The following is a 21691-nucleotide window of genomic DNA, read 5'->3' on the forward strand; positions in this document are numbered from 1 at the left end:
GTGCGGCCCGCAAAATTCAGGCCGGATTACCCGAGGCAAGAATACCCCGAATTCGAAAAATTCCAAGACGAGCGATCGGCTATGCAAACCGTTCGCTCAACGGCCGGCGGGCCGCACTATTGGGAACAGTATCGTTTCCCGGATTCCCAATCCGGTGAGCGCCATCAACAACCGATCGATTCCCATACCGGTTCCGGTTGTCGGCGGCATCCCGTGTTCCATCGCGGCCAGGAAGTCTTCGTCGAGCACCATTGCTTCGTCGTCCCCGGCCGCGGCCAGCCGCGCCTGATCGACGAACCGCTCGCGCTGGACGACCGGATCGACCAACTCCGAATAACCCGTGGCCAACTCGAAGCCGCGGACATACAGATCCCACTTCTCGGCCACCCCCGCGCGCGACCGGTGCTGCCTGGTCAACGGGGAGGTCTCGACCGGGAAATCACGAACGAAAGTCGGCATGTACAGCTTGTCGCCGTAGCAGTGCTCCCAGAGTTCCTCCACCAGTTTGCCGTGACCGTAGCCCTTGCCTTCGGGAATTTCGAGACCTTCCCGTTCGGCGAGCGCCAGCAATTCCGAAACGGTTGTTTCCGGAGTCACCTCGACCCCCAGCGACTCCGATAGCGACGGATACATCTCGACCGTTGTCCACTCGCCACCGAGATCGTATTCGGTACCGTCGGCCAGTGTCACGATCTGTGTTCCCAGAGCCTCCTGCGCGACTTCCTGGATCAATTCGCGGATCATCCGCGCGGAGTCGTCGTAGGTGCCGTACGCCTGATAAGTTTCGAGCATCGCGAACTCGGGCGAATGGGTCGAATCGGCCCCCTCGTTACGGAAGTTCCGGTTGATCTCGAACACCCGCTCGAGCCCGCCCACGACGCAGCGCTTGAGAAAAAGTTCCGGCGCAATGCGCAGGTAAAGGTCCATATCGAGCGCATTGGAATGCGTCCGGAACGGACGCGCCGCGGCGCCGCCGTGCAGGGTCTGCAGCATCGGCGTCTCGACCTCCAGGAAACCCCGGCGCTCGAGTGCGTTGCGCAGTGCGCGCACCACCGCGACCCGGGTCCGGGCGGTCTCCCTGGCCTCCGGGCGCACGATCAGATCCACATAACGCTGCCGGACCCGCGACTCCTCGCTCATCTCTTTGTGCGCGACGGGCAGCGGGCGCAAAGCCTTCGAGGCCATGGACCAGGAATCGGCCATGATGCTCAATTCCCCGGTACGCGACGAGATGACTTCGCCGTGCACGAAAACCACATCACCGAGATCCACATCGGCTTTCCAGGCCGCCAGTGCATCCGCGCCCACCCCGTTCAGGCTGACCATGGCCTGCAACGTGGTGCCGTCACCCTCCTGCAACTGCGCGAAACACAATTTGCCGGTATTGCGCATGAAGATGACGCGCCCGGCCACACCGGCCTGCTGCCCGGTCGCGGTATCGGCCGCGAGATCGGGATGCGCGGCGCGGATTTCGGCCAGGGTATGGGTGCGGGGCACCACCACCGGATAGGGCTCGGTACCCGCCGCGAGCAGCCGTTCCCGCTTCTCGCGCCGGATCCGCATCTGCTCGGGGATGTCGTCGACTTCCACAGCGCGGCCGGATCGCCCCGCGGGAACAGTGCCCGCGGAGCCGCCGGATGACGAGGAGTTCGGGTTGCTCACAGCGAACCACCCTAGCGTGCACGGCAAACCGATTCGTCAGCCGCCCGCCCCTCGACCACACGATAAGGAATCGGCACGGTCGCGCACCGGGTTACCCGCGACAGAAATAGACCATTTGGTTGCTTCGGCAATTCCGCCCACAGCTCGCCGAGGCGGAAATGTATTGCGCTCCGGACCTATTCGCGGCCCGATACGAACAATTCAGAGAACGGCGAGCGAACGGACTTCCCTGGTGAAGTGCTCGGCTCCGGTCGCGACCGTGCGCAAACCGGCGGCGACCAGGGCCTGATATCCGCCGACCAGATCGGTCGCCCTGTGCAACCCCAATTGACGCAAGGATGCCGCGGCCAGGCTGGAGGTGTAGCCCTGGGAGCACACCACGATCCATTCGACATCGTGATCGGTGGCCAGTGCGAGCCGGGCCGAACTGCTCGGGTCCAGGCGCCACTCCAGCACATTCCGTTCGATAACCAGCGCGCCGGGCAATGCACCCTCCTGAGCGCGCTGCGCCGCGGGCCGGATATCCACCAGGATCGCGCCCCGCGCCAGCGCCGCCGGTAATTCGACGGGCTGGATCCGCCGCAATTGCGCACGGGCGTTGTCGAGCATTTGATCGATGGTCAGTCGCGACATCAGAGATCACCCTCGGGCTGGTCGGTGAGAACGGTATGGGTACGTCGGAGGCTGCCGTGCCCGGTCACCTCGTAATAGGACATGGCGGTGAGCGGGGGAGAATAGGCGTGCACGCTCAGCGTGGGATCCAGCGGACCGGTATCGGACTGCCCGGAAACGGCGATCCGCTCGGACGCGCGGACGACATCGTGCACCCAGCCGATCGGGAATGCGGCCTGATCACCTGCGGTCAGCACCCGGTGCCGGAGCTCGGAACCGTTCCACCGGTATTCGGCGAGGGCACCGCTGAGCACGGTCAACGCGCCGAGCGAACCCGCGTGATCGTGCAATTTCGTGGATTTGTCCGGCGTCCAGCTGATCAGCCAGATATCGACCTCGTCATCGGCGACCAGCCGGGTGGCCCAGCGATCCACCAGCGGCCACCGGCCGTCGGCGGGGAGTAAATGGTCGTACCGGCCGGCGAGAACGTCCTCGCCGGTTTCGTCGGTCAGCCGTAAGAGGTCGGCCGGACGAAGGCGAGTCGGCAAGGCCGGGGAAATCGGGCGATCGGGAATCGGATTCGCTGCGGCGGCCGCGGTATCACGAAACGAAGGCCGGACGACGGAGGAAAGAACAGGGGAACGCATCTGCGCATCTCCAGGAGGAATGAGTTCGGTCGAGGAATTCGGAATGCCTCGACTGGCCGAGGCGAATCAGCCTCGACAACACTCCTGGGTACGCACGCGCTTCAGCACACGGCGAGCTTAGCAATCAAGGAACGGCTCGGCCATACCCGGCCCAGCGGAATACGTCACATTTCACCACTCACCCGCGGCTGCGCCGCTGGTTGCGTTCATAGACCAACCGCAAACCGGTCAGGGTGAGATGCGGCCGGTGATGTTCGATCGTCTCGGATTCGTCCAGAATCAACGGTGCCGCGGGACCCGTCGCCACCACCGCGATATCGTCGCCGGCAAAACCGTCGATATCGTCGCGAATCCGGTCGACCAGGCCGTCCACCAGACCGGCGAAGCCGAACACCGCACCGGACTGAATGCATTCCACGCTGTTCTTGCCCACCACCGAGCGCGGACGGGTCAATTCCACCCGGCGCAGCGCCGCCCGCTCGATCAGCGCCTCGGTCGCGATCTCCACGCCCGGCGCGATCACACCGCCGAGGAACTCCCCCTTCGCCGACACCAGATCGACGCAGGTCGATATGCCGAAATCCACCACGATCGCGGCGGTGCCGTATTCGTGATAAGCGGCGAGACTGTTGACGATCCGGTCCGCGCCCACCTCCTTGGGGTTGTCCACCAGCAGCGGGATACCGGTGCGCACACCGGGCTCCACCAGCACATGCGGTACGTGCTGCCAGTAGCGGTCCAGCATCAGCCGCATCTCCCGCAGCACCGGCGGAACCGTGGACAGGCCCGCCACCCCCGTCACCTCGTCGAGTTCGGCACCCACCAAACCACGCAGGCTCATCGCGAACTCGTCGGCGGTATGCAACGGATTGGTATGAATCCGCCAATGCCGCACCAGGTCGGCCCCCGACTCGGTTCCGTTCAGCAATCCGACAACGGTGCTGGTGGTGCGGACGTCGATGGTCAGCAGCATCCTTCTACCGCAGCGCTCAGACCAGCGAGAGGTTGCGGGGACTGAGCAGATCCGACCCCTCCGGCGCATGCGCCGGATCGGAACCCAGCTCCACCGGGCGGTTACGGGAATCGACGAAGACGACCTTCGGCTCGTATTCGCGCAACTCGGCCTCGTCCATCATCCCGTACGCGATCAGAATGACCAGGTCACCAGGGTTGACCAGATGCGCCGCGGCACCGTTGATACCGATCACCCCGGACCCGCGCTCACCCGCGATGATGTAGGTCTCCAGCCGGGCACCGTTGTCGATATCGACAATGCAGACCTGTTCACCCTCCAGCAGATCGGCGGCATCCAGCAGATCCTGATCCACGGTCACCGATCCGACGTAATGCAGATCGGCGTGGGTCACGGTGGCCCGGTGGATCTTCGACTTCATCATGGTCCGCAACATCACTGTCGCCCTTCTGTATCTATGGCGTCGCCTCCGGCGACGCGGGGTCGGGGCCCTCTGAGCCCCTGGTCTTCACTCCTCCGCTCCTCCGCTTCGCTCCCCCGCTCCGTCGCTCCAGACCAGGGGCGGGCCCCGACCACGGAGGTAGACCGACCGGAAGGAACAGCGGCCGCCACGATCGCATGTGAGCGGTTCACATACGGGCCGAGCAATGGCGCGGAAGGGTTCAGCACTTCGCTTCCGCGGAGCGACACGCCCCGATACCGCCTCGTAGCGCGGGCTGCGGCTACACAAGTGCTCATCGTCCGGTGCCCGTAGGGGTCGCGGACTCATGAGTCGTTTGCTCCGCCACCGGGGCGGATATATCCGCGTCGGGGTGGCCGTCCAGTTGCACGCCGAGCTGGACGGGGGCGTTGTCGATCAGGCGGGTGGTGCCCACGCGGGCCGCGACGAGGAGGCGGGCGTTGCCCGTTTCCGGGGTGGGGCCCAGGTCCGCGGCGCGCAGTTCGAGGTAGTCCAGGGCGATCTCCGGGGCGGCGTCCAGTACCGACCGGGCGGCGTCGAGGACAGCACGCGGGCCGCCCGCGCCGGAGCGGGTGCCGGCCAGGAGTGCGGCCGACAGAGTGGTCGCGAGTTCGCGCTGGGCGGGGTCGAGGTAGCGGTTGCGGGAGGACAGGGCGAGACCGTCGGCTTCGCGGACCGTGGGAACCGCGACGATTTTCACGTCGAAATTCAGGTCGCGGACCATCTGCCGGATCAGGGCCAGCTGCTGGTAGTCCTTCTCACCGAAGAATGCCTCGTGCGGGGCCACGATCTGCAGCAGTTTCGCCACGACCGTGAGCATTCCGGCGAAATGGGTCGGCCGGGACGCGCCCTCGAGCTCGGCACCCAGCGGGCCCGGCTGCACCGTGGTGCGCGGACCGTCGGGATACATGGCCGCGGCGCTCGGGGCGAACACCAGGGCGACGCCCTCGGAGCGCAACAGTTCGACATCCGCGTCGAGGGTGCGCGGATAGGCATCCAGATCCTCGCCCGCACCGAACTGCAGCGGGTTGACGAAAATCGAGACGACCACGACCTGATTGGTGCGCTTGGCGCGGCGGACCAACTCCAGATGGCCCTCGTGCAAAGCGCCCATGGTGGGCACGAAGCCGATCGTGCGGCCCGTACCGCGCAACGCACGGACGGTTTTGGCCAGCACCGCCGGATCGTGTTGCACGGTGAGCTCACCGGCACGGTAGGCCCCGCGCAGAGTCCCCTCCGTCATCGGCCACACTCCTTCCCAGTGGATCCGGCGGAGGTACCGCGGTATCGCATCATCGGTGCCCCTCCAGCAGGTCACGGAGTTCGGCGGGCGCCTGGGCCCGTTCGGCGGTGCGCCGCGACAGCGCCCGGTAACCCGCGGCGATCTGCGGGTCGGCAGCGGTGAGCGCATCCAGATGGGCGGCGACGGCCGCGGTATCACCGCGGGCCACCGGCCCCGTGAGGGCGGCTTGCCCGCGGCGCAGCGCGTTGTCCAGCGCGGCGGAGGCCAGCGGTGCCAGCAGGCGTTCGGGCAGGCCGTTCGGCTGGTCGTCGACGATCTGCTGACCGAGCAGCCCCGGCCCCGCCAGCGCGTCGCGCAACGCCTGCACCGCGTCGAGTACCAGCGTGACCAGGTGGTTGCTGCCATGGGCGAGGGCGGCGTGGTAGAGCGTCCGGTTCTCTTCGGCCACCCGGACCGGTTCCCCGCCCATCTCGATGACCAGGGACTGCGCGATCGCGTAGCCGATCTCGTCGGCCGCGGTGATCCCGAAACACGCGTTCGCCAAGCGCGCCAGGTCTTCGTCGTGGCCGGTGAAGGTCATCGCGGGATGGATGGCCAGCGGCCGGGCGCCGGCCTGCGCCAGCGGCGCGAGAATGCCGATGCCGTTGGCGCCGGAGGTGTGCGCGACGATCGTGCCGGGCCGTACCGTCTGCGCACTGGCCAGACCGCGGACCAGGCCGGCCAGTTCGGCGTCCGGGACCGCGAGGACGAGCAGTTCGCTGCGGGCGGCGACCTCTTCGATCGGCAGGATCTGTGATTCGGGCAGCCGGGTACGCGCCCGGTGCACGGAGGCATCGGAGATGGCGGCTACGCCGAACACCACATGTCCGGCGCGCTCGAGCGCGGCGCCGAGTGCTGATCCCACACGTCCCGCCGAGACGATTCCTACCGTCAGTCGTGCGGGCGCCGGATCACCACTCGCGGCCGGATTGCCAGGAGTCACGCGTGGCGAGGTCACCAGTGTCCTCTCGAAGTCGTTCCAGTCCCGCTGTGCGGGTACCGGACGTTACGCATCGAGGATAGGACCGCAGTCCACCGATGCGCCATGTGCGCGCCGGGTGATCTGCACCGCACTTCAGGAGCTGCGCTGTTCCTCTTCCTGACGCAGGTTCGCCATGATCTCGGCCACCGACAACCGGCGCGAACCGCTGGGGTCGGCCTGGGCGCGACGCCGCCGGGAGTTGCGCGGCGACAATTTGGCCGGGATCCGGGAGATCCGCTCCCGGGGCTTCGTGGCCGCGACCTTCTCGGACGGGTCCGCTTTCGGCTGCGCCGGACGTTGCGCGGCATCATGCGGCACCGGCGGGCCGTGGATCTCCTCGGCCGGAGGGGGCGCGCCCTGCACGGATTCGTCGCGGCCCGGCGGATCGTAACGACCGGCGCCGACGGCCGGGGCCGAAGCATCGTGGACCTCGGTGAACGCGTCCGACCAGCTCGGCCCGGATATATCGGCGGTTGCCTGAGCGAACGGCGGCTCGTCGTCGAGCCGCACGATCGCCGTTTCGGCCGTTACCGGAGCATCGTCGGGACTCGCGAAACGGGGCCGGCTCGGATGGTCACTGTCGTAGACGGGAGTCACGCCGTTACGTTCGCCGGTCGGTTCCGCCGCATCGGCCACGGGCTCGCCGCCGCCATCGGCCACCGGATCGATCGAGTCGCCGATGGCCGGATCGACGAGCTCGCCGACCTCCGGATCGACCCAGCCGTCCGCCGCATGCGACCAGCTCGCCGCGGCATTCGCCCAGGCGTCCACCGCCCGGCGCTCACCGTCCTCACTGCCGGGCCAGGCGCCCGCGACCACGGCCCGGGCCTGACCATTGGCCCAAGCCCCCGCACCGCCGGGCCGTTCCCCGGCGCCGGGCAACTCCGGCATGCGGAAAGCCGCTGCCCGCAGCGCCGGACGCTCCGGCGGAAGGTCCCCGTCGAACAGTCGCTCCAGCTGCCGGCGCAGCACGGCCAGTTCGGCACGCAGCGCGGCCATCTCCGACGCGTCGGCGCCGACTTCCGCCCGTACCCGCGCCTCGATCCCCAGATCGTGTTCGCGGCGCGCGCTGATCTCGCGTTCGAGTTCGATTTCGTAGGTGCGGCGCAGTTCGCGCACCGTGGACTGGTACCGGCTCACCGCCCAGGCGCCGAGCACCGCGGCCCACAACGCGGCCACCAACCCGACCCGCACGAACTGCACCTTGTCGCTGACGACGAGAAAGACGCTGGCAACCAGGCCGAGCAGAACCAGGGCGCCGAGGAAAAGCTTGCCCACATCTTCCCGGCGGCGCGCGGAAGAACTACTGCGGGACGGTGACACCATGACCGCAAGGGTAGCCGCGTTCGGCAGCCTCGCCCAGGTCGGGAAAGGCGTGATGGATCACGAAGAACGCGGCGGTCACAATGCGTTCACGAAGGCGCGGGATCGTCGGTCGGGTCGTCCGGGGCCCGGCAGCAGTACTCGAGCCACAGCGCCGCGACGACCAGCGCGATACCCGCACCGCAGCCGATCAGGGCACCCGGATAGTCGGCGTCGGCGGCCCGGAGATCGCCGCGCTGCGGAAAGATCCAGAACAGGAACCCCAGCCAGACCCCGGCGACCAGCGACCCGACTTGCGCCGATGCCTTCGCCAGGGCCAGTGCCCGGGCCACCGTGATCGGATGCAGCCGCCGGCCGTCGGCGCCGATCTCACTGTTGCCGACCCGGATGCGGATATAGACGCCGAGGGCGGCTTCCAGCAGCGCCACCGGGTACAGCGAAGCCCCCGCCAGGGTGGAGATCGGCGGAAAACTCCCGTAGGCGAGACGCGTGGCCACCCAGGCGATCACGGCCGCGATCGCGACGTTGGCCAACAGCTCCCGGACACGGGTGGGTTTCAACTTCATATCGTCGTCGTCGGGCCCGCCGCTGGTGTTCTTGTTACCGCCCCCGAGCGTCATGGTGCTACTCCCCCGGCGGGTGTCAGCGTGTGATCGGTAGGCCGTACTCCCGCGACCTCGGCGGTGTCCAGTTCCGCCAGCAGATCCCGCACCGGGCGGCCGGCGCCGGCCACGTCGAGCACGGCGTCCGGCTCCACATCCAGCCAAGGGACCAGCACGAACGCCCGCTCATGGGCCCGCGGATGCGGCAGGGTCAGCTCGGGGTCGGTGCTACGGCAGGCTCGGAACCCACCGGCGACCGGTTCGGCGCAGGTGACGATATCCACGTCGAGGGTCCGCGCGCCCCAGCGCACCGTCCGCTCCCGGCCGGCGCCCTGTTCGAGCCGCTGCCCGTGCGCGAGCCAGTCGCGGCAGTCGTAGGCCGGGTCCTCGGCCACCAGGACGGCGTTGAGGAAATCGTCCTGCTCCACGCCGCCCCAGGGCGCGGTGGTGTACACCGGCGAGACCGCCCGGATACGCGGTCCGAATCCGGCGACGGCACCACGCAGCAACGCGAGCCTGTCCCCCATGTTCGAGCCGATGGAAAGGATCGCGCGCGTCATACCGGCCCCTGCTCACGGCCGCCGGAGGTAACGACCCGCACATCGGTGAAACGATGCGGTATCGGCGCGCCCGGCTTGTGCAGCACCACCTCGACATCGGCGACGCCGGGCACGGCGCGCACCCGTTCGGCGATTTCGGCGGCGACGGTTTCGATCAGATTCCGCGGCGGCCCCTGCACGATGCCCACCGCGAGATCGGCGAGAGCGCCGTAATCCACGGTGTGGGTGAGATCGTCGGTGGCCGCGGCGGCGGAGATATCGGTCCAGACGGTGAGATCGACGACGAATTCCTGCCCGTCGCGGCGTTCGTGCTCGAACACCCCGTGATAACCGAAAACGCGCAGTCCCCGCAGTTCGATCCGGTCGGCGGGCCGGGTGCTCACCGGACAGCTCCCGCGGCGGCGCGGCGCCAGGCATCGGTGACCGCGATCGCGTCCTGTGAACCGCGCACATCGTGCACCCGGACGCCCCAGGCGCCGTGCCAGGCCGCGAGCGCGGAGATCGTCGCGGTCGCGGTTTCCCGGCCGGCCGGCGGACGCGGACCGCTCTGGTCGCCCAGCAGCGAACCCAGGAACCGCTTACGGGAAGCCCCGATCAGCACCGGGAAACCGTCGGCGACGAAACTGTCCAGCGCCGCCAGCAGGGCCCAGTTGTGCTCGGCGTTCTTCGCGAACCCGAGGCCGGGATCGAGAACGATCCGGGCCGGGTCCACCCCTGCGGCGACCGCATGCCGCACCTGGACGCCGAGTTCGGCCCGCACTTCCGCCACGACATCGTCGTAGTGATCGGCCGGGCCGGTATGCCGGTAATCGGCGGCGGCCCGCCAGTGCATGAGGATCCACGGAATATCGGCAGCCGCGACCACCTCGGCCATCGCCGGGTCGGCACGCCCGCCGGAGACATCGTTGATCACCGACACCCCGGCCGCGACGGCCGCCTCCGCGACCACGGCGCGCATGGTGTCGACACTCGTGGGCACGCCGGCCGCGACGAGCCCGGTGATAACGGGCACCACCCGTTCGATCTCGGTTTCCGCCTCGACCCGCACCGCGCCGGGTCGCGTGGATTCGCCGCCCACGTCGATGATGTCGGCGCCGGACTCGTAGAGCCGCACCCCGTGCTCGATCGCCCGGTCGGGGTCCAGGTAGCGGCCGCCGTCGGAGAACGAATCGCTGGTCACGTTCACGATGCCCATGACGACGCACGACCGGCCCGGGCGGGGAGTGACTCCCGGCCGGGGTACGACACCGGTCAGGGTGGGGGTGCTGGTGGCCGGGGGCTGATCGCTCACTTGCGCAGGATCAAGTCGAGGGCCTCGGAGCGCGAGGCCGAGTTGGTCTGCAACAGTCCGCGTACCGCGGAGGTGGTGGTGCTGGCCCCGGGTTTGCGGATACCGCGCATGGCCATGCACAGATGTTCGGCCTCGACCACGACGATCGCGCCGCGCGGATCCAGTTTGCGCATCACCGCGTCCGCGATCTGACTGGTCAGCCGCTCCTGAACCTGCGGCCGCTTGGCGTACAGGTCCACCAGCCGGGCCAATTTCGACAATCCGGTGACCCGGCCGTGCGGGCCCGGGATGTAGCCGACGTGCGCGACCCCGTGGAACGACACCAGGTGATGTTCACAGGTCGAGTACATCGGGATATCGCGGACCAGCACCAATTCCTGGTGCTCCTCGTCGAAGGTGGTGTTCAGTACCGCATCCGGTTCGACGTACAGGCCCGCGAACATTTCCCGGTAGGCGCGCGCGACCCGGGCAGGCGTATCGACCAGCCCCGGCCGGTCGGGGTTCTCCCCGACCGCGAGCAGCAGCTCCCGTACGGCGTTCTCGGCACGTACCTGGTCGAACGGTTTACCCGTGTGCCGGGCGATCAACTCCGGCACCGGACCGCCGGTCTCGCCCAATTCGGCGGGAATACCGGTCGTTTGGCCGTTGGTCTGCTGATCGGCCGACATAGGACACCTCCACATCTCGGGCGCGGCAGTACTCACCGGGCGCCGAACAGGTCCGAGCGTAATCGGCGCCGAATTACTGCCGGCCGTTCGGGCCGTCCCAGGAGTGCGCGCCGCCACGTCCGGGCTCCTCGCCGGAACCGTAACCGGAATCGCCCTGGCCACGGTCGTAGGGCCCGCCCTCGTTCCGTTGCCCGCCGGACTCGGTTCCCGGATGTGCGTGGCGCGGCTGCTCGGCTGCCGGGCCACCGTAGCCGCGTTCGGCGGGTGGTGCCTGCGGCGGCTCACGCGGCGGCCAGCCGGGCGCCGACCAGCCGGCGGGCGCGCCGTAATCCGGACGTGAACCTTGCGTCGCCCCGCGCGGATACACGGGTGCGGGCTGCTGCGGCGCCGGATAGCCGGCCGGAGGCTGCCCATAGCCGGGCTGCGCGACCGGCCCGCCCGGATACCCGGCGGGCTGCGGCAGGCCGCCCGCGGCGGCGGGCTCGCCCTGGGCGACCCCGGCCGGCACCTTGGGTTCGTGCGGCGGCCACTGCTCACCCCGTTCGGCGGCCAGTTCACCCGGGGTCTTCACCGGGGGTTTGTCCGAGGGCACCCGATCACCGAAATCGTTGAACGCGGTGATCCGCGGCCGCTTCTGCACCGCACCAAGGATCACTTCGAGGTCCTTGCGGTGCAGGGTTTCGCGTTCCAGCAGCGCAGTGGCCAGATCGTCGAGCACATCGCGGTATTCGCTCAAGATCGACCAGGCCTCGGTATGCGCGGCCTCGATGAGGTTGCGGACCTCCTCGTCGATCGCACCCGCGACCTCGTGCGAATAGTCCGAGGCGGTGCCCATGGACCGGCCGAGGAACGGATCGCCCTGTTCCTGGCCGTAGCGGACGGCGCCCAGGCGCGCGCTCATCCCGTATTCGGTGACCATGGCGCGAGAGATCTTGGTGGCCTGGTCGATATCGGAGGACGCACCCGTGGTGGGCTCGTGGAACACCAGTTCCTCGGCCGCGCGCCCGCCCATGGCCATGACCAGCCGGGCGATCATCTCCGAGCGGGTCATCAGGCCCTTGTCGTCCTCGGGCACGGTCATGGCGTGACCGCCGGTCCGGCCGCGGGCCAGGATCGTCACCTTGTAGACCGGCTCGATATCGGGCATCGCCCAAGCCGCCAGGGCGTGACCGCCCTCGTGGTAGGCGGTGATCTTCTTCTCGTGTTCGCTGATGATCCGGCTCTTGCGGCGCGGGCCGCCGATCACCCGGTCCACCGATTCCTCGAGGGCGTCGCCCGTGATGGTGGAACCGTTCTCGCGGGCCGTGAGCAGCGCGGCCTCGTTGATGACATTGGCGAGATCGGCACCGGACATACCGACGGTGCGCTTGGCCAGACCGTCGAGATCGGCCTCCGGCGCGATCGGCTTGCCCTGCGAATGCACCCGCAGGATCGCCCGGCGACCGGCCAGGTCGGGATTGCTGACCGGGATCTGCCGGTCGAACCGGCCGGGGCGCAGCAGCGCGGGGTCGAGGATATCGGGGCGGTTGGTGGCGGCGATCAGGATGATGCCGGTGCGGTCACCGAAGCCGTCCATCTCGACCAGCAGCTGGTTGAGGGTCTGTTCACGTTCGTCGTGCCCACCGCCGAGCCCGGCGCCGCGCTGGCGGCCGACCGCGTCGATCTCGTCGACGAAGATGATGCACGGGCTGTTCTGTTTGGCCTGTTCGAACAGGTCACGCACGCGGGAGGCACCGACACCGACGAACATCTCCACGAAATCGGAGCCGGAGATGGTGAAGAAGGGCACCCCGGCCTCACCGGCGACGGCGCGCGCGAGCAGGGTTTTACCGGTACCGGGCGGGCCGTAGAGCAGTACGCCCTTCGGGATCTTCGCGCCCAGCGCCTGGTAGCGCACGGGATTCTGCAGGAAGTCTTTGATCTCGTACAGCTCTTCGACCGCTTCGTCGGCACCGGCGACATCGGCGAAGGTGGTCTTGGGCATATCCTTCGACAGCTGTTTGGCCTTGGATTTGCCGAAGCCCATCATGCCGCCGCGGCCGCCGCCCTGCATCCGCGACATCACGAAGATGAACAGGCCGAGCAGGATCACCATCGGCAGCACGAACAGCAGGATCTGGGTGAGCCAGCTCTCCTGTTTGACCACCGTGTTGTACTCCGCGCCGGAGTCCTGGACGGCCCGGAAGATCTGCGCCGAGGTATCGCTGCCACCGGGATACTTGGCGATGATCTTGTTCTGGCCGTCGGTGGCCTCGTTCCCGTTCTTCAGCTCGATCCGCAGCTGTTGTTCGCGATCATCGATCTGAACGTGGGTGACGTTTTCCTTGTCGTTCAGCTGGTTGAGGGCCACCGACGTATCGACGCTCTGCCAGCCGCGGGTGTCGTTGCCGAAGTAACTGAACAGATAGATCACGAGCAGAATGCCCGCGATTATCGCCAGGGTGCGAAACACTGTCTTGCGGTTCATAGAGCGTCGGCCGGGCGGCCAGTCCTTTCAGGCGTCTCCGCGTTTTGCCTAGCGATGCGTCCGTCTCGAGCGGCGCAACCCACTTCCGGGGCCGCCCGGTGGGCGGATTCGGATGCGGACATGCCACGTTACCGCGTACGGTCTACTCGATACATCGCGCTTCCTGACTTATCGCAAGCGAGGAGTTCGGCTGGTGATGCAGTTCAACAGGTAAACGGCCGGAAAACCACAGTGGTTCCCGGCGTCGTGGTCTGTGATATCTCGTAGTGATCACAATCATGGCACGCACACCCCACCCATGATGATCGAGTACGAACTGAGCGCAGGGGGTATGGACATAGTCGAGTTACGGACACCCACAGCAATCGTTCGGCACGGCGCGGGACGGTTGATCGTCCTACGGCCCGGAGCCGACGGCGATACCGAAACCGACGGCGAGCGCGTCCTGGACGTCGCGGTCACCGATCTGCTGGAGGTGCGGCTCAGTCGGCGCGCCGACGACGCGGTGGTGATCGAGATCTATCTGCGTTACCCGACCCCGGTACTGGTCGGGGTGCCCGCGGACCGGACTCCCCTCCCCGTGCTGATCGCCGAACACGATGTGCCGGCGGCCGCCGGCATCGTCTCCCGGATCAACGATCAGATCCTGGCCGCCCAGCGGATCGATATCGCCGCCCCCGACCTGACCGCGCCCCCGGTCGAGATCACCGACCACGGGCCGGTCCGCGCGGACGTCGACCGGGCGATCCGCCGGATGGCGGTGGCCGGGCGCGGCGAACCCGCCCTGACCGATCTGCACCGACTCGTCACCGGTGACGAATACGTTCTGGAAACGGCGTATGTCATCGCGCATCCACCGGTCGGCGACGACGATCCCTGCCTGCTCACGGTGACGACCCGGCGCCTGCTGCTGCTCGCCCTGGGCGCCGACGAACCGTACGCGCACGAGCTGCCGATCGAAATGATCATGCGGGCCCGCGCCACCGAGGAACCGCCCTCGATGGCGACCGGCCTGCTCGCCGCCGACCGCCGGCCGCTGATCGAGATACACGACGGCAACACCACGATGAGCTTCACCGGACTGGACCGGGCCGATACCGAGCGGGTGACCTACGCGGTCAACTTCGCGGTCCGGCTGGTGGCGCTGGACGGTTCGGCGGGCGCGGCCGATCCGAGCGTCGCCCATCTGTACTCGGAGTGGGAGCTGCTGGTCGAACGGCATTCGCTGGGCATGGTCGACGACACCCAGTTCCAGCGTTACGGCCGCGGCATCCTGCGCTCGCTACCGGGCATCTGAAGTCGCCGGGCGCCGTCTCGCACCCGGCGGGCCGGCGCCGCTACGGCGACGACGCACCCGTCAGCAGGCGGCGGGTGCGCGCGGGCGCCCACTCCGGTAGTTCGCCGACCGGCCCTGAAGCATCCCGCTCCGGATGGTCCTGCGGGGGGTTACAGCAACTCGACACGGCGCCAAGGGCTGGTCGGTCGTAGCCAGAGGCGTAGCAGTTCCATCCGGCGGTCGACCCCGCCGTCCTTGAGCTCGGCGAGATCTTCACAGGCCTGCCAGTAGGTCCAACCGGTGATGTAGGCGTCGCCGAACTGCCGCCAGTTGCGGTATTTGCGCTGCGCCAGCGGCAGCGCACGGGCCAGGTAATCCCAGGCGACGTCCTCTTCGATATAGCCGGCGGTATAGGACATGCGGGCCACCGCGACCACCCGGGCCAGATCCCAGGCGTGGATATCGGCCGGCAGCGGCCGGGACAGATGGTCGGTGAAGCCGATCTTGATGGCTTGCGACCAGATGTCGTAGTCGCGCACCAGTGCCTCGGAGTTGTCGATCCCGCGGAACGAGGCGACCTGTCGCAGGAAGGCCCGGTGCCGATCGGCGCGTTCACCGAAGCGGTCGCGTTCGCTGGCATTGAGCGAGGCGGTGACCAGCGGATGCACCAGGGCGTACAGCGGTGCGTGCATACCTTCGAGGAGCTGTTCCATCGAGGCCCGGGCCTCGGTTCCGTCGGTGATCCCCCAGGCCCCGGTGAGCGTGTCGATGGCGAGTTCGCGCCGGTCACCGAGGGGATGGTCGCGTTCGGGGCCGAGCAGCAGCGCATCGTGGAATGCGTCCCAGCGCGCCGAGTAGAAGGCACCCAGCGACAGCGCCCGCAGGCGGTCGTCGTCGATCGGCGCGCCGGACCAATGGTCTTCCTCGCGCTTGTCGAGCTCCGGATAGGGGAAGGGGGTCGGCGTGGGCAATCCGGCAGCAGCCATACCGTGAAGTGTAGGACCCAGGTTGAGCCCCGGTCCGGTCAATGTGTTTTCACATTTGCGGCTTGGCATGTCACGCGGGTAGTTCCGGAGCTAATGTGCATTCATGTGTAGAAATATCACCGTCTTGCGAGGTCTGGAACCCGCCGCTACCGAGCAGGAGATCTACGCCGCAGCACTGCAGTATGTGCGCAAGGTCGGTGGCCTGTCCGGACTCAGTTCGGCCACCAAACCCGCGGTGGACAAGGCCGTCGCCGCGGTCGCCGAGGCGACCACCGCCCTGCTGGCGGAGTTACCCGACCGCCGGGTTCCCCCGGCAACCGAACCGCCGCTGCGCCGGCTGGCCAGGGAAAACTTGTAACCGACCCCCCTCGGGCGCCGCGACCGGGCGCGGTGTCCGTAACGAGTCGCCTTCCATCCTCGAGATGTTGAGGCGATTACCGATGAATTGTGTCACGATCGGTCTGCGCGCCGATCGCTGATCGGCCACCAGCGGTTCCAGCACGACGCAGTGGGAGAACAGCAGTGACCAATACCGAATCGGGACGACCCGATACCGAGCCCGCATCGGGCCCGCCCCCGGATGCGGAAATCCGGGTTCTCAACCCCGCCACCGGCGAAATCGTCGGCAGCGTGGCCGATACCCCCGCCGACCGGGTTGTCGCGCGGATCGCCGAACTCCGCGAGCACCAGCGCGAATGGGCGGCCATGGGCGCGAGCGGACGCAAGGAATGGCTGCTGAAACTGCAGGACTGGATCATCGACAACACCGAGGCACTCGCCGACGTACTCCAGTCCGAAACCGGTAAGCCCCGGGTGGATGCCCTCATCGACCCGATCTTCGGCAGCGATCTGATCGGCTATTACGCGCGCCGCGCGCCCAAATTCCTGGCCGACGAGCATCCGGCACCGCACAGCCCGCTCTCCCGGGTGAAACGGCTCACCACGGTTTTCGAGCCGTATCCCGTGGTCGGCGTGATCACGCCGTGGAACTTCCCGCTGGCCATGCCGATTCTCGACGTCATCCCGGCGCTGGCGGCGGGCGCCGCCGTGATCCTGAAACCGTCCGAGGTCACCCCGCTGTCGGCGCTCGAACTCGCCCGCGGCTGGTCCGAGATCGGCGCGCCGCCGGTGCTCACCGTCGTCACCGGCGCCGGTGCCACCGGGGCGGCGGTCGTGGACAACGCCGATTACATCCAGTTCACCGGGTCCACCGCCACCGGCCGCCGGATCGCCGCCGCCTGCGCGGCCCGCATGATTCCGTACAGCCTGGAACTGGGCGGTAAGGATCCGGCGATCGTACTGGCCGATGCCGACCTCGATCGCGCCGCGCACGGTATCGCGTTCGGCGGCATGTTCAACTCCGGGCAGGTCTGTATCTCGGTCGAGCGCGTGTACGTCGAGGCACCGGTCTACGACGAGTTCGTCGCCAAGCTCACCGCGAACGTCAAGTCCCTGCGACAAGGTCGCGACGACCGCACCCCGCGCCACGACGTCGGCGCCATGGCCAACGAGAGCCAGGTCGCGATCGTCTCCCGGCACGTCGAGGAAGCGGTGGCCGCGGGTGCGAAGGTGCTCACCGGCGGCAAACGCACCGGTGAAGGCACCTTCTTCGAGCCCACCGTGCTCGTCGATGTCGACCACAGCATGTCGTGTATCACCGAGGAGACCTTCGGCCCGACCCTGCCGGTGATGAAGGTGGCCGACGAGGCCGAGGCCATCCGGCTGGCCAACGATTCCGTCTACGGGCTGTCGGCCTCGGTCTGGACCGGGGACAAGGCACGCGGCGAACGGGTCGCCCGGGCGCTGAACGCCGGCGCGGTGAATATCAACGATATCTTCGCGAACCTGTTCAACTTCGCGCTGCCGATGGGTGGCTGGGGCGATTCCGGTGTCGGCGCCCGCTGGGGCGGCGCCCAAGGCGTGCGCAAGTACTGCAAGGCCAAGGCGATCACCACACCGATCCTGCCGACCCAGGAACGCGAGCTCACCTGGATGCCCTACGACCTGAACAAGATCCTGATCGGACTGGGCGCCATGCGTGCGGCCGGTGCGCGCGGTATGCGCCGGATCGATCTTCCCGCCCTGCTCCGACTCAAGGGAGACAAGAAGTGAAGACGGGTTCCATCCGCGGCAAGGTTGTCGTGATCACGGGCGGCGCACGCGGTATCGGCCTGGCCACCGCGGTGGCGCTGGCGAAACTGGGTGCGAAGATCGCGATCGGCGATATCGACGAGAAGACGGTCAAGGAATCGGGCACCGAGCACGATTTCGACCATTACGGCCGGCTCGATGTGACCGATCAGCAGTCGTTCACCACCTTCCTCGACGACGTGGAACGCGAACTCGGCCCGATCGACGTGCTGATCAACAATGCCGGGATCATGCCGACCGGCCGGCTCGTCGAGGAGCCCGATCAGGTCACCCGCCGGATCCTGGACATCAACGTCTACGGCGTGATCCTCGGCTCCAAGATCGCCCTGGCCCGGATGCTCGGGCGCGGACGCGGGCACATCATCAATATCGCCTCGCTGGCGGGTGAGACCCATATCCCCGGCCTGGCCACCTACAACGCCTCCAAGCACGCCGTATTGGGTTTCACCGATACGCTGCGCGAGGAGTACCGGGGCACCGGGGTGTCGTTCTCGTCGGTACTGCCCACGCTGACCCGGACCGAGCTCGGGTCGGGTGTCGCCGCTCCCAAAGGGCTGCCCGCCGCCGAGCCGGAGGATATCGCCGCCGCCGTGGTCCGGCTGATCGCCAAGCCCAAGGCGAAGGCACGCGTGACGCGGGCAGCGGGAGCCATGTCGGTTTTCGTGAACCTGCTGCCGCAATCGGTGGGTGACGCCCTGGGCCGGTCGATGGGATCGGGGCAGACCTTCCTCGACGATGTGGACGCCGACGAGCGCAAGGCCTACGAGGAGCGGATCCGCAACACCTGATACCCGGATACGACGCGCGCCGCGGTTCCGTTCCGACGGGCCGCGGCGCTCGCTTTTGCGTCGGATGGAGCACATCGAAACCCTATTGTGATCAATGTCACTTGACGTGCATAGTCGAGTAGACGGCGTGGGGATTCACCTCCCCCGCCGCACAGCCGGCAGTCCCGCTCACTTCATCTCCCGAGGTGGCACCACACATTTCATGAACAGCCCTACCACCGGAAACGCCCGACGTTTTACGTCGTATCGCCCGCGGCCGACGCACAGACCGCGCGGCGCGAAACCGATGGTGCGCATCACGGTGACACCCAATAAGCTGTCACTAACAAACCTGCCGACTGTTTCCGGCCCGCATTGCGGACCATCCGAACAGATTAGGGCTGGAAATTCGGCAACTATTCTGATAGCAAGGTGCTATGGACCCGCATTTGCGCGATCTGCGGTATTTCGTCGCCGTCGCCGAGGAACTGCACTTCACGAACGCCGCTCAGCGGCTGCACATCGCTCAACCGACCCTGTCGCGTCAGATCCGGCAGCTGGAACGTCAGCTCGATGTGGTCCTGTTCGATCGCAACCAGCGCAGCGTCGCACTCACGGTTGCCGGTAAGGAGTTGCTCGGCGGCGCCCGCAAGATCCTGGAACTCTGGGAGACCACCAACGGCTCACTGCAGGAAGCGGGCGAAGTACTGCGCGTCGGCCTGCAGTCGAACCTGGGCCGCGGCCTGCTCAACGATCTGGAAAGCGCCAGCGGCCACCGGCTCGCGCTGCACCAGGCGTCCTGGACCGACCCGTCCAGCGGCCTGTCCGGCCGGCAGGCCGATCTGGCACTGGTCTGGCTCCCGCTACCCGACCCCAACCGCTATCGCTGGCAGGTACTGCGCACCGAGCGGCGCTGGGTCCTGCTGCCCGAGAACCATCCACGGGCAGGCCAGGAGATGATCGATTTCGCCGATCTGCTGGACGAGCAGTTCATCGCGCTCCCCGCCGAAGCCGGCGCGGTCCGCGACTTCTGGCTCGGCAACGACGCCCGCGGCGGCCGGCCGGCGAAGATCGGCGCGGAAGCCGCCACCCCGGAAGACCGGCTGGAAGCCGTCGGGCTGGGGCTGGGACTGTGCCTGCTCGCGGAGAACAACGTACCGATGTACCGCTGGCCCGGCCTGACCGCGCGCCCGCTCACCGGTATTCCGCCGTGTGAACTCGCGGTCGCCTGGCGCGCCGACGATACCCGGCCGACCATCCTCGAATTCGGCCAGCGCGCCGTCGCGGGTGGATTCGCGGCCCCGCCCGCCATCTCGGCCTGATACCGGATTCGCCCGCCCGGGCAGGTGGTCATCCACCTGCCCAGGCGCGGCGCTCAGTCGCTCTCGCCGCCGTATACCCGCGGATGCAGAGTGCCGATATAGGGCAGATCCCGGTACCGCTCGGCATAGTCCAGGCCGTAGCCCACGACGAACTCGTTGGGGATATCGAAACCCACATTCGCCACCTCGACCTGCGTGCGCAGCGCATCCGGTTTGCGAAGCAGGGTGACCACCTCGAGCGAGGCGGGATTACGGGTGGAGAGGTTGCGCATCAACCAGGACAGCGTGAGCCCGGAATCGATGATGTCCTCGACGATCAGCACATTACGGCCGGCGATGTCCTTGTCCAGATCCTTCATGATCCGCACGACCCCGGACGACGAGGTCGACGAACCGTAGGACGAGACGGCCATGAATTCCATCTGGGTCGGGATGGGCAGCGCCTTGGCGAGATCGGTCATGAAGAAGATCGCGCCCTTCAGTACCCCCACCAGCAGTAGATCCCCTTCCGGGGCATCGGCCGGGTACCGTTTGGAGATCACCTCGGCCAGTTCGCTGACCTTGGCCTCGATTTGTTCCTCGGTGATCAGGACCGAAGCGATATCGTCCCCGTACACGTCAGCTGGTTTCCCTTCGGTCTCGGCTCGCCCGGTCGGCGCGGGCAAGTGCCAGCCTGCCATGCTCGCGGACGACGACCAACCGGGTCCCCCGCTCACCGCCGCTCACCGCGACCCCGCCCTGTCCGCGCCACGCCGTCACCAGTTCGTCCACGGCCCGGATATGTGCCCCGGTCACCGCGCGCACCCCACGGCCCAGCAGCCAAGCCCGTACGGCCCGGCGCCGTACCGCCGCGGGCGCGCCGGCGAGCACTTCGCAGGACAGTCCGGCGGGCTCGGTACCGGCTCGGACCAGCAATTCCGCGGCGAACTCGTCGAGCGCGGCATTGTCCTGGCGCAACTGTTCGGCGGTGCGCGCGAGCGCCACGGCCGCGGTACCGCCGAGGACGTCCTCGAGCAGCGGCAGCACTTCGATGCGCAGCCGTACCCGGGTGAACTCGGGGGAGAGATTGTGTGGATCTTCATAGGGCGAGAGCCCGAGATCCGCGCAGAACTGCCGGGTGGTCGCGCGCCGGACAGCCAGCAGCGGCCGCCCCCAGGGAGCGTCGAACGGCGCCATCCCCTGGATCGAGCGGGCGCCCGATCCGCGGCCGAGCCCGAGCAGCACGGTCTCGGCCTGATCGTCGAGCGTATGGCCGAGCAAAACCGGTAGCTCACCCCGCGCGACATCCAGCGCGCGGTAACGGGCGGTGCGGGCGGCGGCCTCCATCCCGCCCTCGCGCCCCACCTCGACGGCCAGCACGCGGGCCGACCGGCAACCCAGCGCACGCGCCGTCTGCGCCGCCGTCTCCGCGACGGCATCCGACCCCGGCTGCAGCCGATGGTCCACCACCAGCGCGTCCACGACCGCCCCTTCGGAGACGGCCGCGGCCGTCAGCGCGAGCGAATCGGCACCACCGGAAACACCCACCGCCACCGCGCCCGTGGACCGGTACCGGCCGAGCCAATCCCGGACCGCGTGCCGCATCGCGAGTACCGCGGGCGTTTCCGGTAGCCGGACAGGGCGCGATTGCGCCGGCGTCGTCCCGGCTGCGAGGTCGCCG

General features: G+C 68.0%; 22 protein-coding genes. 5 read left to right on the forward strand and 17 right to left on the reverse strand.

Annotated elements, in window-relative coordinates:
* Nucleotides 1–96: 96 nt before the first annotated feature.
* The 14 genes from lysS to ftsH form a co-directional block, all read right to left on the reverse strand.
* On the reverse strand, nt 97–1563 hold the full coding sequence (gene lysS, locus ACQEVO_RS28615) for a lysine--tRNA ligase (protein ID WP_432923100.1): 1467 nt from the start codon (nt 1561–1563) through the stop codon (nt 97–99).
* 300 nt (nt 1564–1863) lie between these two features.
* Nucleotides 1864–2286, reverse strand: a complete 423-nt coding sequence (locus ACQEVO_RS28620; RefSeq protein WP_432923103.1) for a rhodanese-like domain-containing protein — start codon at nt 2284–2286, stop codon at nt 1864–1866.
* An 8-nt stretch (nt 2287–2294) separates the two neighbouring features.
* Nucleotides 2295–2921 carry a cysteine dioxygenase gene (locus tag ACQEVO_RS28625; RefSeq protein WP_432919443.1) on the reverse strand — a complete coding sequence of 209 codons (627 nt, stop codon included), beginning with the start codon at nt 2919–2921 and terminating at the stop codon, nt 2295–2297.
* Nucleotides 2922–3099: 178 nt separating this feature from the next.
* A complete protein-coding gene (locus tag ACQEVO_RS28630) occupies nt 3100–3894 on the reverse strand; it encodes a type III pantothenate kinase (RefSeq protein WP_432919445.1) in 795 nt (264 codons plus the stop codon).
* A 16-nt stretch (nt 3895–3910) separates the two neighbouring features.
* A complete protein-coding gene (gene panD / locus ACQEVO_RS28635; protein ID WP_280399932.1) occupies nt 3911–4330 on the reverse strand; it encodes an aspartate 1-decarboxylase in 420 nt (139 codons plus the stop codon).
* A gap of 298 nt (nt 4331–4628) precedes the next feature.
* Complete coding sequence (panC, locus tag ACQEVO_RS28640) at nt 4629–5597, reverse strand: pantoate--beta-alanine ligase (protein WP_432919447.1); 969 nt, start codon at nt 5595–5597, stop codon at nt 4629–4631.
* A 49-nt stretch (nt 5598–5646) separates the two neighbouring features.
* Nucleotides 5647–6594 (reverse strand): Rossmann-like and DUF2520 domain-containing protein, encoded by a 948-nt coding sequence (locus ACQEVO_RS28645; protein WP_432919449.1) that lies wholly within the window; start codon nt 6592–6594, stop codon nt 5647–5649.
* 117 nt (nt 6595–6711) lie between these two features.
* Nucleotides 6712–7944 carry a DUF6779 domain-containing protein gene (locus tag ACQEVO_RS28650; RefSeq protein WP_432919451.1) on the reverse strand — a complete coding sequence of 411 codons (1233 nt, stop codon included), beginning with the start codon at nt 7942–7944 and terminating at the stop codon, nt 6712–6714.
* 86 nt (nt 7945–8030) lie between these two features.
* On the reverse strand, nt 8031–8561 hold the full coding sequence (locus tag ACQEVO_RS28655; protein ID WP_432919453.1) for a DUF3180 domain-containing protein: 531 nt from the start codon (nt 8559–8561) through the stop codon (nt 8031–8033).
* The gene (gene folK / locus ACQEVO_RS28660) at nt 8558–9103 is read right to left on the reverse strand and encodes a 2-amino-4-hydroxy-6-hydroxymethyldihydropteridine diphosphokinase (RefSeq protein ID WP_432919455.1); all 546 of its coding nucleotides are present in this window, start codon (nt 9101–9103) and stop codon (nt 8558–8560) included. Before folK ends, ACQEVO_RS28655 begins: the two co-directional genes overlap by 4 nt.
* Nucleotides 9100–9486 (reverse strand): dihydroneopterin aldolase, encoded by a 387-nt coding sequence (gene folB, locus ACQEVO_RS28665; protein ID WP_432919457.1) that lies wholly within the window; start codon nt 9484–9486, stop codon nt 9100–9102. The genes folK and folB overlap by 4 nt, the downstream gene beginning before the upstream one ends.
* The gene (gene folP / locus ACQEVO_RS28670; RefSeq protein WP_432923106.1) at nt 9483–10298 is read right to left on the reverse strand and encodes a dihydropteroate synthase; all 816 of its coding nucleotides are present in this window, start codon (nt 10296–10298) and stop codon (nt 9483–9485) included. The genes folB and folP overlap by 4 nt, the downstream gene beginning before the upstream one ends.
* A 92-nt stretch (nt 10299–10390) precedes the next feature.
* Nucleotides 10391–11062, reverse strand: a complete 672-nt coding sequence (gene folE, locus ACQEVO_RS28675; RefSeq protein ID WP_432919459.1) for a GTP cyclohydrolase I FolE — start codon at nt 11060–11062, stop codon at nt 10391–10393.
* Between the two features lie 73 nt (nt 11063–11135).
* The gene (ftsH, locus tag ACQEVO_RS28680) at nt 11136–13529 is read right to left on the reverse strand and encodes an ATP-dependent zinc metalloprotease FtsH (protein WP_432919461.1); all 2394 of its coding nucleotides are present in this window, start codon (nt 13527–13529) and stop codon (nt 11136–11138) included.
* 298 nt (nt 13530–13827) lie between these two features.
* On the opposite strand from ftsH, the gene ACQEVO_RS28685 reads away from it, so the two are divergent.
* Nucleotides 13828–14826 (forward strand): hypothetical protein, encoded by a 999-nt coding sequence (locus ACQEVO_RS28685; protein WP_432919463.1) that lies wholly within the window; start codon nt 13828–13830, stop codon nt 14824–14826.
* Nucleotides 14827–14975: 149 nt separating this feature from the next.
* On the opposite strand, the gene ACQEVO_RS28690 is transcribed toward ACQEVO_RS28685, so the two are convergent.
* Nucleotides 14976–15791, reverse strand: a complete 816-nt coding sequence (locus ACQEVO_RS28690) for a DUF1266 domain-containing protein (protein WP_432919465.1) — start codon at nt 15789–15791, stop codon at nt 14976–14978.
* Between the two features lie 103 nt (nt 15792–15894).
* Here ACQEVO_RS28690 and ACQEVO_RS28695 point away from each other — a divergent pair, with 103 nt between their 5' ends.
* The 4 genes from ACQEVO_RS28695 to ACQEVO_RS28710 all read left to right on the forward strand — a co-directional run bounded on the left by ACQEVO_RS28695 (nt 15895) and on the right by ACQEVO_RS28710 (nt 20031).
* Entirely contained in the window at nt 15895–16149 is a 255-nt protein-coding gene (locus ACQEVO_RS28695; protein ID WP_280397596.1) for a DUF2277 domain-containing protein, read from the forward strand.
* Nucleotides 16150–16313: 164 nt separating this feature from the next.
* A complete protein-coding gene (locus ACQEVO_RS28700; RefSeq protein WP_432919467.1) occupies nt 16314–17903 on the forward strand; it encodes an aldehyde dehydrogenase family protein in 1590 nt (529 codons plus the stop codon).
* Nucleotides 17900–18730, forward strand: a complete 831-nt coding sequence (locus ACQEVO_RS28705; protein ID WP_432919469.1) for an SDR family oxidoreductase — start codon at nt 17900–17902, stop codon at nt 18728–18730. Before ACQEVO_RS28700 ends, ACQEVO_RS28705 begins: the two co-directional genes overlap by 4 nt.
* Nucleotides 18731–19146: 416 nt before the next feature.
* Nucleotides 19147–20031, forward strand: coding sequence for a LysR family transcriptional regulator (locus ACQEVO_RS28710; protein WP_432919471.1), 885 nt, complete (start codon nt 19147–19149; stop codon nt 20029–20031).
* A gap of 53 nt (nt 20032–20084) precedes the next feature.
* On the opposite strand, the gene hpt is transcribed toward ACQEVO_RS28710, so the two are convergent.
* Both hpt and tilS read right to left on the reverse strand, forming a co-directional pair.
* Complete coding sequence (hpt, locus tag ACQEVO_RS28715; RefSeq protein ID WP_432919473.1) at nt 20085–20648, reverse strand: hypoxanthine phosphoribosyltransferase; 564 nt, start codon at nt 20646–20648, stop codon at nt 20085–20087.
* Between the two features lies 1 nt (nt 20649).
* Nucleotides 20650–21615: a tRNA lysidine(34) synthetase TilS gene (tilS, locus tag ACQEVO_RS28720; RefSeq protein WP_432923109.1), complete on the reverse strand. Its 966-nt coding sequence runs from the start codon at nt 21613–21615 to the stop codon at nt 20650–20652.
* Nucleotides 21616–21691: the final 76 nt, after the last annotated feature.

The organism is Nocardia sp. CA-290969 (assembly GCF_050936135.1).
Lineage (GTDB): Bacteria > Actinomycetota > Actinomycetes > Mycobacteriales > Mycobacteriaceae > Nocardia.

Excerpts from the sequence above, each read along its gene's own strand:
- lysS (WP_432923100.1), bottom strand. The coding sequence starts at position 1,563 with ATGCGGATCCGGCGCGAGAAGCGGGAACGGCTGCTCGCGGCGGGTACC.
- ACQEVO_RS28625 (WP_432919443.1), bottom strand. The coding sequence starts at position 2,921 with ATGCGTTCCCCTGTTCTTTCCTCCGTCGTCCGGCCTTCGTTTCGTGAT.
- ACQEVO_RS28630 (WP_432919445.1), bottom strand. The coding sequence starts at position 3,894 with ATGCTGCTGACCATCGACGTCCGCACCACCAGCACCGTTGTCGGATTG.
- panD (WP_280399932.1), bottom strand. The coding sequence starts at position 4,330 with ATGTTGCGGACCATGATGAAGTCGAAGATCCACCGGGCCACCGTGACC.
- panC (WP_432919447.1), bottom strand. The coding sequence starts at position 5,597 with ATGACGGAGGGGACTCTGCGCGGGGCCTACCGTGCCGGTGAGCTCACC.
- ACQEVO_RS28650 (WP_432919451.1), bottom strand. The coding sequence starts at position 7,944 with ATGGTGTCACCGTCCCGCAGTAGTTCTTCCGCGCGCCGCCGGGAAGAT.
- ACQEVO_RS28655 (WP_432919453.1), bottom strand. The coding sequence starts at position 8,561 with ATGACGCTCGGGGGCGGTAACAAGAACACCAGCGGCGGGCCCGACGAC.
- folK (WP_432919455.1), bottom strand. The coding sequence starts at position 9,103 with ATGACGCGCGCGATCCTTTCCATCGGCTCGAACATGGGGGACAGGCTC.
- folP (WP_432923106.1), bottom strand. The coding sequence starts at position 10,298 with ATGGGCATCGTGAACGTGACCAGCGATTCGTTCTCCGACGGCGGCCGC.
- folE (WP_432919459.1), bottom strand. The coding sequence starts at position 11,062 with ATGTCGGCCGATCAGCAGACCAACGGCCAAACGACCGGTATTCCCGCC.
- ftsH (WP_432919461.1), bottom strand. The coding sequence starts at position 13,529 with ATGAACCGCAAGACAGTGTTTCGCACCCTGGCGATAATCGCGGGCATT.
- ACQEVO_RS28685 (WP_432919463.1), top strand. The coding sequence starts at position 13,828 with ATGATGATCGAGTACGAACTGAGCGCAGGGGGTATGGACATAGTCGAG.
- ACQEVO_RS28690 (WP_432919465.1), bottom strand. The coding sequence starts at position 15,791 with ATGGCTGCTGCCGGATTGCCCACGCCGACCCCCTTCCCCTATCCGGAG.
- ACQEVO_RS28695 (WP_280397596.1), top strand. The coding sequence starts at position 15,895 with ATGTGTAGAAATATCACCGTCTTGCGAGGTCTGGAACCCGCCGCTACC.
- ACQEVO_RS28710 (WP_432919471.1), top strand. The coding sequence starts at position 19,147 with ATGGACCCGCATTTGCGCGATCTGCGGTATTTCGTCGCCGTCGCCGAG.
- tilS (WP_432923109.1), bottom strand. The coding sequence starts at position 21,615 with ATGCGGCACGCGGTCCGGGATTGGCTCGGCCGGTACCGGTCCACGGGC.